Raw genomic sequence first — 15,968 nt, 5'->3', positions numbered from 1 at the left:
ATTAATCCAAAAATATAACGATAAAATTAAGCCTCCCAACTCCCCTTGGGAGGCTTTCTTCTGAGGTAATCGATATGATTAGTGTTTTTGATATCTATAAAATCGGTGTTGGACCTTCAAGCTCACACACTGTAGGCCCAATGAAAGCGGGTAAAGAGTTTATTGATGATCTTCGTGCAATGGGAAAACTGCGCGACATCACTAAAATCACCGTTGACGTTTATGGATCACTATCACTGACAGGGAAAGGTCACCACACAGATATTGCTATCATCATGGGTCTTGCAGGCAACACTCCTGAGAAAGTTGATATCGATTCTATCCCGGGCTTTATCGCTCGTGTAGAAGAAACTGAACGCCTTCCTGTTGGCATGCACTGTCACACAGTATCGTTCCCACGTGAAGGTGGAATGAACTTCCACAAAACAAACCTAGAGCTACACGAAAACGGCATGCAGATCCACGCTTGGATTGATGACGAAAAGGCGTACTCAAAAACTTACTACTCTATCGGCGGTGGTTTCATCGTTGATGAAGAAAATTTCGGTAAAGAAGCTGAAAACCCAGTAAAAGTACCTTACCCGTTTACAACGGCAGAGGAACTGGTTAACCAATGCCACGAAAGTGGATTGTCCATCAGCGCACTAACCATGAAGAATGAGCATGCGCTTCATTCAGATGAAGAAACTCGTACTTATTTCGCAAACATCTGGCGCACAATGCGCGAGTGTATGGATCGCGGTATGAATGAAGAAGGTATTTTGCCTGGTCCACTGCGTGTGCCTCGCCGTGCAGCAGCACTTCGCCAGCAGCTACTTACTTCAGAAAAGACAACAAACGACCCAATGTCTGTTGTTGATTGGGTAAACATGTTTGCTTTCGCAGTAAACGAAGAGAACGCAGCAGGTGGCCGCGTTGTTACAGCACCAACTAACGGTGCGTGTGGCATCATCCCTGCGGTACTGGCTTACTACGATAAGTTCATCCAAACTGTGACTGAAAAAGATTACATCCGTTACTTTGCGGCTTCTGGCGCAATCGGTGGTCTTTACAAGCGCAACGCGTCTATCTCTGGTGCTGAGGTTGGCTGTCAGGGTGAAGTTGGCGTGGCATGTTCTATGGCAGCAGCAGGCCTTGCTGAGCTTATGGGTGGTAGCCCAGAGCAAGTGTGTATGGCAGCAGAAATCGCGATGGAGCACAACTTAGGTCTAACGTGTGACCCAGTTGCAGGTCAGGTTCAGGTTCCATGTATTGAGCGTAACGGTATTGCGGCAGTAAAAGCAATCAACTCTACTCGCATGGCACTACGTCGCTCTTCAGCTCCAACTGTTTCTCTAGATAAGGTTATCGAAACCATGCTAGAAACAGGTAAAGACATGAACGCGAAATACCGCGAAACATCTCAAGGTGGTCTAGCAATCAAAGTGATTTGCTAACACGCCTTTCTGAATACCAATCAAAACCCGAGTCTGTGCTCGGGTTTTTTTATACCTAAAAAACCCAGGAAAATGCGTTATCAGGACAAGTAAAAAAAACCTAAAACGTTGAATATATCCAAATATTATGGATATCTCAGTAAAAAATCACATCTCTTCCCTAGCTTTATTGATAACGTAGCCAAAAATTAAACTTGGAGCACATCAACACATGATTAGGTTTGAAATTGGAAACCAAATCTGCGTTTGCTTGTCCGAAAACGAAATATCTCTAGAGCTCAATCAGTCACTCCACCACTCCATTCCTGTCAACCCAAATGAGTACGCCATTCTGTCAACTATCGCCACATACGGCAGTTTAAATACGCCGATTAGTCAGCGGTTAATAGAAAGCAAAATCACTCAACAATACAAAATGACACTGCCTGAAAATGGCTTTAAAAACGCGGTGGCCGCTCTAAGAAAGAAATTTCGCAAGCTCACGGAAGAACACTTAACCACTAACAAAAACATTATCGAAAACATTCACCGGACCGGATACTTCATCCCTTTTACTATGCAAAACAACCATCAGAATGGCATCGAACATCAACAGAAGATCAATCAATACACAACCAATAGTCTTCGAAAAGCACTTCGTATTTGCCTGCGTAATAAAAAGATCTATTCAGAAGCGATGTGGGTTGTGTTGATCACTGCGATCATTTTCTTTGCTATCTGTTACTACACGATAAACAGCATCGTTAAACATAATTATCTGGATAACGCCTTCGAAATTGCAGAGAGCCTTTCCCGCAGGAGTTGCTTTGCTAATGAAAGCGAACTGAAGTCGCTATTTGATAATGTGAAGTTGGTGGAATCGAGCATGATGCTAGATCGTTTCAATATTCGATGCTTAGTCACTCCAGAAACCGTTGTCCCTGTCAGCAAAAAAGCCTTTGAAGAGTGGAGTAACAATAACAATTACACGACCCAATCATTTGACTTAAATAACGCAACTGTTTTGGTTCGTGTTAAAAACATTAACTTATCCGACAATGTTGAAAATCATATTTCACGTTTTTTTCTTTCCGGTATGAAGCTATCAACGAATACCGGAACGTCGTTAGAGATTGGTAACACCAATGAACGCTTTTTCAATTATCACGTAAAGAATAGTGGCTATAAAGAGGTGTATTACATCTCTGGACCGTTTCAAAGTATCATTCTACTGAGCTTACTTTTTCTCATTATACTGCGTCACCGCTCCCTACAAGCCTTTATGGCTTACTTGTGCGCAATTCGACAATTCAAAATAAAACTGGAGCCGATTTATAACACTTCGGCACAAAAGATTGTGCACTACGAAGCCCTCTCCCGGTTTAAGGTAAAAAATACGCAACGGTTTATTGAAACACTGATCCGCAATGGATTGCTGCTAACTCATACCTTACTGGTGATTGATTCCATCTACACCAAGCAAAAAGCGTTGCCCATCCCTATCAGCATTAACGTTTGTCCTTCTTTGCTGCGAGGGCGTAACTTTTCAATCCTATATAGAGAGCTATCTAATCGGGATTGCCGTTTGCTGACAATCGAAATCACAGAAAATGCATCGATGTACTATACCTCTGAGATTTATGGCAATGTCGCGAAACTAAAAGCTCTGGATTGTAAAATCAGTATTGATGACTTTGGCACCGGCAATAATAATGTGGCGCTTATCAGCAAGCTGAATCCGGACTATCTCAAAATCGACCGAGAATTTGTTATTGGCCTAAAAACTGATGATAAAAAGATAGAAACCTTGCGTCAGTTAATTGCTATGGGTAATACGTATCGCTGCACGGTCATTGTTGAAGGCGTAGAAACCGCAGACAGTGCTCACTTACTCACAACATTGGGCGCATACATTCACCAAGGTTATTATTACCCTCTTCATTGCTAGCTTTTCTTCACTCGGTTAGTTACTTAAAATAGATCTAATACTCTATAAAAACTCGTGGTGGCATAAAGGTATGCCGCCAATTTGTGATTGAGCGATGATTGCGATTAAACCCACCAAACTGAAAGATTTTTCAAGTTTGATGCAATTGGATGTGCAAGAAGAGCAAAAAGGATTTTTTACACCGTTTGAAATGGCTTATCAAAAACGTAGTAAGTCAGAGGCGTTGTTTACGATTTATTCTGATGACCTATTAGTAGGCTATCTTGTTATCGATAAAGGTTTCTCCCAACATGCGCCGTTTGCTAAACGATACGAACTGGAGCTTAAGTACTTGATGATTGATCAACGTTTCCAACGTCAAGGGGTTGGGAGTGAGGCATTGCGTAAACTGTTCCTTTATGCGTATACCATTAACCCTAAAAGCACTTCTCTTTGCGCCACTGTCCCACAAAGTCAGCAATACGCTATCAGTTTTCTTGATGCGTGCGGATTCATTAATACAGAGGAAACAACATTGGGTGATAATGAAAAAGAATGGATTCTACGACACCCATTAAGCTAGCTGGTGAAGCATAATCAAAATTGGGCCATTCAGATACAACAAAGGCAAGCTTCTCGCTTGCCTTTGTTTAATGCTCAACAGAAAGTGACTTATTCGCCTTTGTAAATACAACCCGCTGTGCACGTTTCTTTGATTTCTACTTTACTTAGCAGTGGTAAGCTTGGCTTAAGCTGCTGCCAAATCCATTTTGCTAACACTTCGCTAGTCGGGTTCTCTAACCCTTCAATGTCGTTTAGGTAGTAATGGTCTAAGCGATTGTAAATTGGTTTAAATGCAGCTTTGATCTCTGCAAAATCCACTACCCAACCTGTATGTGGATCAACTTCACCTTCTACATAAAGACGAACAAGGAAAGAGTGTCCGTGCAAACGACCACACTTGTGACCTTCTGGTACGTGTGGCAAATGGTGTGCTGCTTCGAACATAAACTCTTTGTATAATTCTGTTTTCATCTTGATTCTCAGGCTTTAAAAAGACAGGCAATACTAAGGAATTCGCTGCCAAGAGACAAGCGTTACCCCATACAAGCGTAGCAAAAACTTCCGCTTGTTCCTGGCCTCTTTGCTATCACTCACACCAAAGCGCCGTATTTCTGTCACGCGCCAAACATTTGATTACACAGCACTCACATCACAATTACATATCCCCAACATGTGTGGGGTCACAATCATTCATTTCGTTGTTCGCAGTGCGCATTTGTGCACATTAATATTGTGCAGTTCGTTCCAATTACACTTATAAATTTATGCGCTCAACTATCACTTTTAAGCTCTTACTGGCGTTAATTGCTGTCTTCAGCTGCGTTCTAGCTGCCTCTACGGCTTACCAATACCATCAACAAAAAACCTTAATCAATGATGTTCTTAGTGAACAACTCCATGATAAGGCTAGTAATTATTTCGATAGCCTAAATATGATGATGCTTACGGGCACCATGTCGCAAAAAGAAACCTTACGTCAAAAGGCCCTGGCCCAAGAAGGCATTGAAGCAGTTCGCGTGTTGCGAGCTGATACTGTGACCAAACTTTACGGACCTGGGCAACAAAACCAGCAGCCTGTCGATGATATTGATCAACGAGCGTTGAATGGTGAACTGGTGATTGAACCAATCTCAGCCGATTGGGGCAAAGGGTTAGTAGTCGCGCTACCAATGAAATCGAGCGAAAATTACCGTGGCACCAACTGCGTTTCTTGCCACGTTGCACCAGCAGGAGAAGTGTTGGGCGCGATTCGCTTGGAATACAACATGAATCATGTCAATTCAATGATCAGTAAACAGGCAATGTTTGCGATGGGAATAATGGCCGTAATCGCATTTGTGGGCTTCATCATAACGATGAGTTTGATTCAAAAAATCATTGTACGACCAATTCAAAGAACGTCGAAATTCATGTCGAATGTGAGCCATAGCAAAGATCTATCTCAACGACTTATGCATCACCAACAGGATGAAGTGGGCCAACTTTCTACAGCCATCAATTCATTCATGGATACGGTCTCCGAAAGCTTAGAACGTGTGCAAGACACCTCTCACTCACTTGCCGACTCCGCGAGTAAACTAACTGCTGTCGCGCAGTCCACAGATAAAGCGGCCAATAACCAACAGCTAGAGACCAACGAAGTACAAAGTAATATCACCGATATGTTGCAGCAACAAACTGCGGTTGAGGACTCGACTAATAATGCTACTGTTTTGGTCAATCACACCGTTGATGTCGCCACTCATAGTGCAAGCCAAGCACACAACGTCAGTGAAGACATCAAACAACTAGTAAGTAACATTGATACCGTACGGGAAAAAATCAGCTCTCTAAACCAGAGAACCGAAGAAGTGTCGTCCATTCTTGTGGTTATTAAGGGTATTGCAGAACAAACCAATCTGCTCGCGTTGAATGCTGCTATTGAAGCCGCCCGTGCCGGAGAGCAAGGACGCGGTTTTGCGGTCGTCGCGGAAGAAGTGCGTAACCTGGCTTCTAGGACGGCTGAAGCCACTGGTAATATTGAACATATCATTTCTCAATTCCAGCAAGGAAGTGAAGAGTCATTAACTTCTGTTGATACCGTCTGCCAGTTTGCTCATCAACGCTCTGTCGATGTCGAGGCACTATCAGCCACAATGCATAACGTTGTTGACGAGATGCGCCAAGTGCTCAGACATGCAGAAGATATCCAAAACCAGACGCAAACCACATCTGATGTAAGTCAGCATATTCAATCTAAAATAGATGTGATCACACTGCATGCTAACGACACATCGCAATCAGCATCGCACACGCGTGATATTAGTGTTGATTTAGAGCATCTATCCGAACGTTTAGAGCAATTACTAAACCAATTCACACTTTCAGAGCACAAAAGAGTGAATAAATAGAGAGATTCTCCCCATCAAAACGAATATAAAGGTTGATGCGAGCGAATTGACAGGTAATATGTCTCGTTGAATCTGTAAAATGCTACCCAACTCAGCGCTTAGCTTGTTTTTTGAACAAAAATGTTATTAGACAAGTACTTTAAGTAAGCGTTGAGTTGAATTTTTACCTCAATGGAGAATATTGAAAACATGACTTACGCGCCTGTATCAGACGTATTGAAAGGTCAGCTAGCAGTAGACAGCGAAGTGACTGTTCGTGGCTGGATCCGTTCACGTCGTGATTCCAAAGCTGGAATCTCTTTCCTTGCCATATATGACGGCTCTTGTTTCGACCCGATTCAGGCCGTGGTCCCAAATAATCTTAATAATTACGAAGACGAAGTATTAAAGCTAACGACTGGCTGCTCTGTTGAAGTAACTGGTAAGATTGTTGAATCTCCTGCAAAGGGTCAAGACTTCGAACTTGCTGCCACTGACGTTAAAGTGGTTGGTTGGGTTGAAGATGCTGAAACTTACCCAATGGCAAAAACTCGTCACTCAATCGAGTACCTACGTGAAGTTGCGCACCTTCGTCCGCGCACAAACGTAATCGGTGCAGTAGCACGTGTACGTAACTGCCTATCACAAGCAATCCACCGCTTCTACCACGAGCAAGGTTACTTCTGGGTATCTGCGCCGTTGATCACGGCTTCAGATGCTGAAGGCGCTGGTGAAATGTTCCGCGTATCTACGCTAGACATGGAAAACCTTCCTCGCACTGACGCTGGTAAAGTGGACTACAACGAAGACTTCTTCGGTAAAGAGACGTTCCTAACCGTATCTGGTCAGCTAAACGCAGAAGCTTACGCTTGTGCGCTAAGCAAAGTTTACACTTTCGGCCCTACTTTCCGAGCTGAAAACTCAAACACAAGCCGCCACCTAGCAGAATTCTGGATGGTTGAGCCTGAAGTTGCGTTCGCAGAACTGGATGATGTAGCGAAACTGGCTGAAGACATGCTCAAGTACGTGTTTAAAGCGGTGCTTGCAGAGTGTCGCGATGACCTTGAGTTCTTCGCTCAACGCATCGACAAAGAAGCAATCACTCGTCTAGAGCAGTTCGTTTCTTCTGACTTCGCGCAGGTTGACTACACTGACGCAATCCAGATCCTTCTTGATTCAGGTCGTGAGTTCGAATTCCCAGTTGAATGGGGTATCGATATGTCTTCTGAGCACGAGCGTTTCCTTGCTGAAGAACACTTCAAAGCACCTGTAATCGTTAAGAACTACCCGAAAGACATCAAAGCATTCTACATGCGTGCTAACGATGACGGTAAAACAGTTGCAGCGATGGACGTTCTAGCACCGGGCATCGGCGAAATCATCGGTGGTTCTCAGCGTGAAGAGCGCCTAGACATTCTAGATGCACGTATGCGTGAAGTGGGTATCGATCCTGAACATATGAGCTGGTACCGCGACCTACGTAAATACGGTACAGTGCCACACGCAGGCTTCGGTCTAGGCTTCGAGCGCCTAGTATCTTACGTAACTGGTATGGGCAACGTTCGTGACGTGATCCCATTCCCACGTACTCCTCGCTCTGCGAACTTCTAATCACTTTTTAGTGATATCGAATTAAAAAGACCTCCCATGTGGAGGTCTTTTATTTTGTACGAATGATTTTCTAGCAACCGGTGTATGCACTCTAGTTGTTATTTTCGTCGTCATCCTCATCTGCTCGCGCTGCGTATTTTACTCCAACCACACACAAGCCAAACATCACAAATGGGATAACGGCAGCAGTGTATTCCGTCCAAACCATATGAGAAAAAGATTTCGCCAATATCAAGTGTGCAAACACCAACAAAAATGCGCTAAAAATAGCAACACCCATCAACCTAAGTTCATGCTTTACCAACTGCTTTTTCATTACGGCTCCTAACCTAAATGGTTGTCTGCCCATGATTGAAACACAGCTTCGGTATCGTCCACTGATACAGTTTGAGCAAAAAACAGGTAAACAGTTGGCTAATGAAGTAATTCTCCGACCGTCTTCACGGCTTGTTCTAATTCATCATTTACAGGTAACGATGTATTAAGCCTCAGGTAGTTCTCATAATTTGGAGCGACAGAAAACAACTGACCAAATGCTACAGTGATGTTCGCTTCCAATAACTTCTGATAAATCGCTTTTCCGCACTTTGTTTTCGGCAGTTCTATCCAAAGAAAATAGCCGCCTTCCGGTTGCGTGTAACGAATCGATTGGGGAAAGTACTTATCAACCAGTTCAATAAACGCCAATTGCCGCTGCTCAAGATTCTTTCGCAGTTTTCTAAGATGGCTATCATAACTATCGTTTTGCAAGTAATGCGCGATACCCTGCTGGATTGGTGCACTGCCTGACAACGTCGAGATAAGTTGCAGCTTTTGAAGTTGCTCATTGAAGCGTTTGTTTACCACCCAGCCCAGCCTATAGCCAGGGCAAAGGCTTTTTGAAAATGATCCACAATGCAACACGCGCTCTTGTGTATCAAAAGCTTTAAGTGAGCTTGGCTTTTTTTCAGAAAAATAAAGCTCTGAATACACATCATCTTCGATCAAGTACACATCGTATTTATCAGCCAGTTCGACGATACGTTGCTTCTGCCCGTCACTTAATAAGGTTCCTGTTGGATTGTGAAAGTTAGTCATTAACCAACATGCGCGAACATCATTGTCGGCAAAAGTCGCTTCAATTTGATCCACTGAATGTCCAGTTAACGGATCCACCGTTATTTCTATCGCCTTTAGACCTAAACGTTCAATCGCTTGAAGTGCGCCATAAAACGTCGGTGATTCAACTACAACAGTATCTCCAGGCTGGGTCACGGCCTGAAGGCTCAAATTCAACGCTTCTAATGCGCCAGAAGTAACGACAATATCATCATGGGTAAACACCATACCTTGTTGGATGTACCGTTGAGCAATCAAACGGCGTAGAGACTCACAGCCCGGCGGCAAGTTATCCAATAACGTCTCTGCCCCCATCTTCCTGCCTGAGCTGGCTAGGTTGCGGTTTAGCGCTTCTAATGGGAACAATGCTGGGTCTGGAAACGCGGAGCCAAACTTCACCGCATTCGGTGAGGCCTGATTTTTGAGGTAGTCGTAAAGTTCATCGTTGATGCTAGAGCGATAAACGGAAGTGGCTGGAGAACTCGGTTCGAAGCGGTCCAACTCCGCAGTCACAAAGTATCCAGACTGAGGTTTCGCTGCGACCCAACCTTGTGCTTCGAGCAACTGATAAGCTTGTAATACCGTACCTGCGCTGACAGAATGGTTTCGGCTTGTTACACGCACTGATGGCAGCTTTTCCCCTGCTCTCCATGTATTTTGCTGAATCTGCGTTTTGAACAGCTCAGCCAGTTGACGGTATCGGTTCATGTTTCCCTCATTTCACTTACAGCCGCACCATAGCATACTTCGCGCCAGCATTCTGATATGGGAGTATTCAATTTAGCAACGTAATTTATCAAGCTTATCAATAGATATTTCAGCCACGAAGTGAGCGTTTATATCCCATACTTTGACTGTTACACACATATTGCCTCACATCTTTGCAATACCTAAAAGCAAGGTTTTACGTTGGACTGAGTGCGTTAAACTCACTTCGAGCTACGGTCTTTAAATCAGGAGGAAGCGATGAAAGTTTTTACAATGGACGATCTCTCGTATCGCGGAAAACATAAAGGTGTACATAGTTGGGACCATCCTGGCAGTACCACCCCTTATTATTGGCATCCTGATTGGCTGCATATCGCTGAAGATGCTTTGGGTGAACACAAAAAGGCTGACCTTGAAGTCCCTGATGGAGAAACAGCGACAGAAGAGCATGCAAAAGCGGCGATTCTCAAACACTTGAATGACGAGTAGTTTAGGCTCTATCACCGTTCAAGAATAGCATTAGGTAGGCGAATCCATCGTTGTATGCTTTAAACACAAATAAAGCTAAAACCTGCCAAATAGTAAATTCTTCTGAATGAGAAGTACGCATCTTCTATAGCGTTCAAAGGGCAAAATAAGTCGATTGTTATCACATTAATTTTCATTACATCTGTTACATTTAAATAGTAATGGTGATGCACACCTCAACTCATGGATTATGAGAGAAAACAATAATGGCGAAATACAACGAAGAAGATATTAAATACAAAGGTGAATCCAACGGCGTACATTCTTGGAGCTCTCCTTCCGGCCAACCTTATTACTGGCACCCAGATTGGCTACACGTTGCGGAAGATGCGACGGGTACGCATCCGAAGCAAAAACTTGAAGTTGAAAAGACAGAAGTACCAACCGAAAAGCACGCATTAAAAGCGATCTTAAAGCATATGAACGACTGGGCGACTGAAAAACTTTCTTCTAACCCTGACATCGAAACCAATGCGGTTGAGTCGGAAATCAATCTGAAGAAATAACCCCAACCGATATCCATACTCTAACAGTAAACGCTCCACCTTTGGTGGGGCGTTTTTGTCTCAACAAATCCTCACTAGACAATTATAAACGTGTTAACGCAAAGCACTGAATTGAAACGATTGGGATGTGTGCAAAACTTCTCCAACCATGGCATAAATGCCCTTCAAACTCTGTGCCTACCAAACGTTTTCATGGCAAAAACTTTAGTTATGTTAGAATTCTGTTTCAAATCGCAACTTTTTTAGGTTTTCTTTTCAGTAACGGTTGTAACCAATATTGCTGAAAGGTATAAATGTTAGCACACCCCTTCGATTAACATGGATGAAGATTATGTTTGAAAAAGTAGTTGCCGCTCCGGCTGACCCTATTCTTGGCCTTACTGAAGAGTTTAAAAAAGATGCTCGCGCAGACAAAATTAACCTTGGCGTAGGTATTTACAAAAACGAGCAAGGCGAAACTCCCGTTCTTGCGACAGTAAAGAAAGCTGAAGCAGCACTTGTTGAAACTGAAAAAACCAAATCTTACCTAACCATCGAAGGCACAGCAGAGTACGGCATTGCAGTGCAAAAACTGCTTTTCGGCTCTGATGCAGAAATTGTAAACGAAAAACGCGCTAAAACAGCTCAAGCTCCGGGTGGTACTGGTGCACTACGTGTTGCCGGCGAGTTCATTAAACGTCAACTAGGCGATGTAAAGATCTGGATCAGCAACCCAACATGGGCGAACCACAACGGCGTATTTACTGCTGCTGGTATCGAAACGGCACAATACAGCTACTACAATGCTGAAACAAAAGACAAAGACTTCGATGCGATGCTAAATGATCTGCAATCTGCATCTGAAGGCGACATCGTGCTTCTACACGGCTGCTGTCACAACCCTACAGGGATCGATCCTACAGCTGAAGAATGGGAAACATTGGCGAAACTTGTCGCAGAGAAGAAATTGCTTCCTCTGTTCGACTTCGCCTACCAAGGCTTTGCTAAAGGTGTGGAAGAAGATGCTGCAGGTCTTCGTACTTTTGCTAAGTACAACAAAGAAATCCTAGTCGCGAGCTCTTTCTCGAAAAACTTTGGCCTATACAATGAACGCGTAGGTGCCTTCACGTTAGTAGCTGAGTCAGAAGAAGTCGCAACAACCGCATTTTCTCAAGTTAAAGCCATTATTCGCTCTATCTACTCTAACCCACCTGCACACGGCAGCGCTGTCGTGACTCACATTCTTGGCAACGCCGAAATGCGTGCGGAATGGGAAGCTGAAGTAGCAGAAATGCGTGACCGCATTCAAGAAATGCGTGAACTGTTTGTAGCGACACTAAAAGCAGAGGGTGTGGACGCAGACTTTAGTTTCATCGAACGTCAAAATGGTATGTTCTCTTTCTCTGGTCTTTCTAAAGAGCAAGTTAACCGCCTTAAAGAAGAGTTCGGTATTTACATTGTCGGTTCTGGCCGAATCAGTGTTGCTGGTATGACGAAGTCAAATATGGGCCCTCTGTGTAAAGGCATTGCAGCGGTTTTATAATCGACTGTCGAATACTTTATTAAAAGGAAAGGTCAGCATAAGCTGACCTTTTTTGTTTGTTTTAACTTAACGCCAAAAACGAACCCGTCCGATCTAGTAGACAAACTTCAAACTCAGCCCAACTTCATTGACGTAATCTGAGCTTTCACCGCTGTAATCAGTATCTCTAAACTGATAAAAAAGACCAGTGCCGATGACTTTATGCCATTGGTAGTTAAGACCGATCTTAAAATTGTTCTCATCAACGATATCACTTCGGTTCAACTCCACTTCAGCTGTCGCAATAAGCTTTTCACTGAGCAAGTAATTCACCCCAACAGTTACAGCTTGAATCAATTCGCTATCGGAAGACAACGTATTATCCGTTTTGTCGTCCGTCGCTTTCGCTTTGATTGCGCCTATTCCATATATCCCGTAGATATCGAATTGCTCTGTAACTCCATAACGGTAACCACCACCAAACAAAAGGCGGTCAATGCGAAGAGTAAAATCATCCGGATGGAAAAACTGCGCTGAGTAATCAACATTAAACAACCAATTCTCAGTAAACAAATAGTTACCACCGAGTCCCACTGTGGTCGTATTAGAGTTATCTAACCATTCTTCGTTTGTCGTTCCGGCACCAACATCCAAATGAATGTGTTCGTACCCAAATTTTTCTGCTTGGTCCATGACCACTGCGCTTGATATCGCCGGCAAAGCAGCTAAAGAAACAAGCAATAAATTTCTCACCATTCGACTTCCTTTCATGAGAATTATCTAAACACTGTATTCCATCGCCTGAGCTACTTGGCTCAAGAAGAATAGCTTAATCTAAAGACGTGATAACGATCTGAAACAGCCAAAGATCTAATCAGTCATCACGAAGAAAACATATCGGCGACGTCTTTTTCAATTGAGGTGACCATATAGTAGTAAAAATGAAGCTCCCTTATCGTGCGATATGTCAGAATCTTATGACTGAGCACGAAAATCGCGGTTCAGATAAGACTCTGTTTTAAAACTAAGTTAAGATTACTTTATTATTTGCGAACTAAAAGGCGCCTTCGATGGATGCAGAACTTCTCGAGATTTACAACTTTCTCGCCAAGTATCCCCCGTTCAATGAACTCCCTGAAGAAACACTAAACAAGGTGACAGAGAGTGTCGAAATCTCGTACTACCGAGAAGATACCCCCATCATCCATTTTGGAGACTATATCCAAGATTTATACGTGGTGCGAAGCGGTGTTGTTGAAGTTTATCGACGCAAAGGTGAGCTGTATAACCGCCTTGACGAAGGTGACCTATTTGGCCAGATGGGCATGCTCACCAATAACAAAGTCCGCTTTCCGGTAAAAGCCATTGAGGATACCCTGCTCTACTGTATTCCTGGTGACATTTTCCAAGAAATTTACGATAACTTTGATTCCTTTGCGGATTTTGTTGAAGTTGAAAATAGCGCTCGTTTACGCCAAGCCATTTCAGAAAACAAAGACGCCAATGACCTGACGACGTCGAAAGTGAAAACCTTGCTGACTGGCGATGCTCATACGATTGATCGTGGTCAGACAATCCAGCAAGCCGCGCAGCAAATGGCGAATGACAACGTATCGGCTTTACTTATCGTCGACCCAGATTTCGTTCGTGACGAAGACGATCCACAGTCCCCAGTACTTGGTATCATTACTGACCGTGATTTGTGTACCCGTGTGTTAGCTGAAGGTTTGTCCCCACAGGACGATGTGTCTAGTGTGATGACCACGGAGGTCATGTCTCTTGACCACAACGCTTACATCTATGAAGCAATGTTAACGATGCTGCGTTACAACGTACATCACCTACCAGTGGTAAAAAACCAATTACCAATTGGTATTATCGAAACAACCGACATTGTTCGTTATGAATCTCAGAATTCGTTGTTGCTGGTGAGTAGTATTTTCCAACAACAGACTATCGAAGATTTAGCAGTTGTTGCCGAAGAAGTGAAAAGCAGCTTCGTGCGTCTGGTCAATGAAGATGCCAACTCTCACATGGTGGGTAGCGCGATGTCGGTCATTGGCCGAAGCTTCAAACAGCGTCTGCTAGAAATGGCAGAAGAAGAGCTTGGCCCACCGCCAATTCCTTATTGTTTCCTTGCACTTGGCTCAATGGGGCGAGATGAGCAACTGTTGGTGACTGACCAAGATAACGCCATCATTCTAGATGAGACTTATCAAGAAGAGAAACATGGTAAATACTTCGAAGCCCTAGCAAAATACGTCAGCGATGGGTTAGATGCCTGTGGCTACAAATATTGCACAGGTGATATTATGGCAACCAACCCACTATGGCGCATGACTCGTTCAGAGTGGGAAGAGTGTTTTGCTGACTGGATTGATAACCCGAACCCGAAAGCACTACTCAACGCCTCCATCTTTTTCGACTTGGATGGCGTCTATGGCCGCTTAAAATGGGCAGAACAGTTAACTAGCTTTATTGTTCGTCGCGCTCGAAAGAACAACCGCTTCTTAGCGTGTTTGGCTCGTAACGCACTAAACAGAACACCACCTCTGGGCTTCTTTAAAGACTTCGTGATGGAAAAAGATGGCAGACACAACAACTCCATCAACCTCAAACGTCGCGGTACTGCTCCTCTGGTCGACTTAATTCGCGTTCACTCTCTGGCGGTTGGTTCACGTGCACAGAACTCGTTTGAGCGTCTTGACGACATTATTGATGCTGGCATTTTGCCAAAAGGTCGAGCACAAGACTTAAAAGACGCGTTAGAATTTATTTCCATGGTACGTATTCGTCACCAAGCGACGGATGTGGAACTAGGCATTGATCCTGATAACAATATCGAACCGGAAAACCTCTCTGAGTTTGAACGTCGCAACCTAAAGGATGCATTCCAGATCCTAAGCAATGGTCAAAATTTCCTTAAGTTCCGCTACCAAGCGAACAAGAGCTTTAAGTGAGGTTTAGCATGATTAAAAAGCTCTTTCAGAAGCCAACCATTCAGTGGCCAACGAAGTTTGAACAAAAGCTGGAGATGGCGGAGGATGAGAATTTAATTGCGTTTTATAGCAACAAGCCGCCTGCTCCAGAAACACCGTTATCTGAGGTGGAGTTCGTGGCGTTAGATTTCGAAACGACGGGTTTGAATCCTGAAAAACATGACATCATTACTATTGGTTTGGTGCCGTTTAACCTGAAGCGAATTTTCCTACGTAACTCGCGTCATTGGAAGGTACGTCCACAGCGTGCACTCGATGAAGATTCAGTCATTATACACGGTATTACTCACAGCGAATTGATCGATGCACCTGACTTAGGCGATATCTTAAGCGAGCTGCTACCATGCTTAAGCGGGAAAATCATTGTTGTTCATTACCGTCGTATCGAGAGAGAGTTTCTGGATAAAGCGCTCAAAAGCCGTTTAGGGGAAGGTATTGAGTTTCCTGTTTTAGATACGCTGCACCTTGAAGAAACGATTCAACAGAAACGTTCAGGCTCTCTCTGGGAGCGTTTAAAAGGGAAAAAACCAGAATCGGTTCGGCTAGCGCAATCTCGACGCCGTTATGGGCTGCCAGACTATACGCCTCACCATGCATTAACCGATGCAATTGCTACCGCAGAGCTACTGCAAGCGCAAATCGCCCATCATTACAGTGAAGAGCAACCCATCAGTGAGTTCTGGCTGTAATATACTTCACGCTTAATAGCGATCAAAAAAGGAGCCAGATGGCTCCTTTTTAC

Annotated in this window: 14 protein-coding genes; 10 read left to right on the top strand and 4 right to left on the bottom strand. The window is 43.8% G+C overall.

The features are described from left to right. Nucleotides 1-74 precede the first annotated feature (74 nt). The 3 genes from R7H07_RS17090 to R7H07_RS17080 all read left to right on the top strand — a co-directional run bounded on the left by R7H07_RS17090 (nucleotide 75) and on the right by R7H07_RS17080 (nucleotide 3,925). Entirely contained in the window at nucleotides 75-1,436 is a 1,362-nt protein-coding gene (locus R7H07_RS17090) for an L-serine ammonia-lyase (protein WP_005376899.1), read from the top strand. A gap of 211 nt (nucleotides 1,437-1,647) precedes the next feature. After that, entirely contained in the window at nucleotides 1,648-3,363 is a 1,716-nt protein-coding gene (locus tag R7H07_RS17085) for an EAL domain-containing protein (protein WP_169628565.1), read from the top strand. Nucleotides 3,364-3,457: 94 nt separating this feature from the next. Then, nucleotides 3,458-3,925: a GNAT family N-acetyltransferase gene (locus R7H07_RS17080; protein WP_169628564.1), complete on the top strand. Its 468-nt coding sequence runs from the start codon at nucleotides 3,458-3,460 to the stop codon at nucleotides 3,923-3,925. A gap of 89 nt (nucleotides 3,926-4,014) precedes the next feature. Here R7H07_RS17080 and queD read toward each other — a convergent pair whose 3' ends face one another. Continuing rightward, on the bottom strand, nucleotides 4,015-4,377 hold the full coding sequence (queD, locus tag R7H07_RS17075; protein ID WP_005376896.1) for a 6-carboxytetrahydropterin synthase QueD: 363 nt from the start codon (nucleotides 4,375-4,377) through the stop codon (nucleotides 4,015-4,017). Nucleotides 4,378-4,670: 293 nt separating this feature from the next. Between queD and R7H07_RS17070 the strand changes: the two genes are divergently transcribed. Together R7H07_RS17070 and asnS are read left to right on the top strand one after the other, a co-directional pair. Continuing rightward, nucleotides 4,671-6,296 carry a methyl-accepting chemotaxis protein gene (locus R7H07_RS17070; RefSeq protein WP_025767294.1) on the top strand — a complete coding sequence of 542 codons (1,626 nt, stop codon included), beginning with the start codon at nucleotides 4,671-4,673 and terminating at the stop codon, nucleotides 6,294-6,296. Nucleotides 6,297-6,485: 189 nt separating this feature from the next. Then, on the top strand, nucleotides 6,486-7,886 hold the full coding sequence (asnS, locus tag R7H07_RS17065; RefSeq protein ID WP_017636101.1) for an asparagine--tRNA ligase: 1,401 nt from the start codon (nucleotides 6,486-6,488) through the stop codon (nucleotides 7,884-7,886). 91 nt (nucleotides 7,887-7,977) lie between these two features. On the opposite strand, the gene R7H07_RS17060 is transcribed toward asnS, so the two are convergent. Continuing rightward, a complete protein-coding gene (locus tag R7H07_RS17060) occupies nucleotides 7,978-8,202 on the bottom strand; it encodes a hypothetical protein (RefSeq protein WP_017636102.1) in 225 nt (74 codons plus the stop codon). Nucleotides 8,203-8,300: 98 nt separating this feature from the next. Then, nucleotides 8,301-9,692: a PLP-dependent aminotransferase family protein gene (locus R7H07_RS17055; RefSeq protein WP_154204464.1), complete on the bottom strand. Its 1,392-nt coding sequence runs from the start codon at nucleotides 9,690-9,692 to the stop codon at nucleotides 8,301-8,303. A 258-nt stretch (nucleotides 9,693-9,950) separates the two neighbouring features. Here R7H07_RS17055 and R7H07_RS17050 point away from each other — a divergent pair, with 258 nt between their 5' ends. The 3 genes from R7H07_RS17050 (at nucleotide 9,951) to R7H07_RS17040 (ending at nucleotide 12,248) form a co-directional block, all read left to right on the top strand. Beyond that, the gene (locus R7H07_RS17050; RefSeq protein WP_017636104.1) at nucleotides 9,951-10,181 is read left to right on the top strand and encodes a hypothetical protein; all 231 of its coding nucleotides are present in this window, start codon (nucleotides 9,951-9,953) and stop codon (nucleotides 10,179-10,181) included. 245 nt (nucleotides 10,182-10,426) lie between these two features. Continuing rightward, nucleotides 10,427-10,726 carry a hypothetical protein gene (locus tag R7H07_RS17045; RefSeq protein WP_005376885.1) on the top strand — a complete coding sequence of 100 codons (300 nt, stop codon included), beginning with the start codon at nucleotides 10,427-10,429 and terminating at the stop codon, nucleotides 10,724-10,726. Nucleotides 10,727-11,057: 331 nt separating this feature from the next. Beyond that, nucleotides 11,058-12,248: an amino acid aminotransferase gene (locus tag R7H07_RS17040; RefSeq protein WP_017636105.1), complete on the top strand. Its 1,191-nt coding sequence runs from the start codon at nucleotides 11,058-11,060 to the stop codon at nucleotides 12,246-12,248. Nucleotides 12,249-12,341: 93 nt separating this feature from the next. Here R7H07_RS17040 and R7H07_RS17035 read toward each other — a convergent pair whose 3' ends face one another. Further along, entirely contained in the window at nucleotides 12,342-12,983 is a 642-nt protein-coding gene (locus R7H07_RS17035) for an outer membrane beta-barrel protein (RefSeq protein WP_005376883.1), read from the bottom strand. Between the two features lie 314 nt (nucleotides 12,984-13,297). Here R7H07_RS17035 and R7H07_RS17030 point away from each other — a divergent pair, with 314 nt between their 5' ends. Both R7H07_RS17030 and R7H07_RS17025 read left to right on the top strand, forming a co-directional pair. After that, a complete protein-coding gene (locus R7H07_RS17030) occupies nucleotides 13,298-15,187 on the top strand; it encodes a DUF294 nucleotidyltransferase-like domain-containing protein (RefSeq protein ID WP_017636107.1) in 1,890 nt (629 codons plus the stop codon). 8 nt (nucleotides 15,188-15,195) lie between these two features. Then, the gene (locus R7H07_RS17025; RefSeq protein WP_206959885.1) at nucleotides 15,196-15,915 is read left to right on the top strand and encodes a 3'-5' exonuclease; all 720 of its coding nucleotides are present in this window, start codon (nucleotides 15,196-15,198) and stop codon (nucleotides 15,913-15,915) included. The last annotated feature ends 53 nt before the right edge of the window (nucleotides 15,916-15,968 follow it).

Source organism: Vibrio sp. Vb1127 (genome assembly GCF_033338735.1).
GTDB lineage: Bacteria > Pseudomonadota > Gammaproteobacteria > Enterobacterales > Vibrionaceae > Vibrio > Vibrio alginolyticus.
This window is presented reverse-complemented; position numbering and strand designations above follow the sequence as displayed.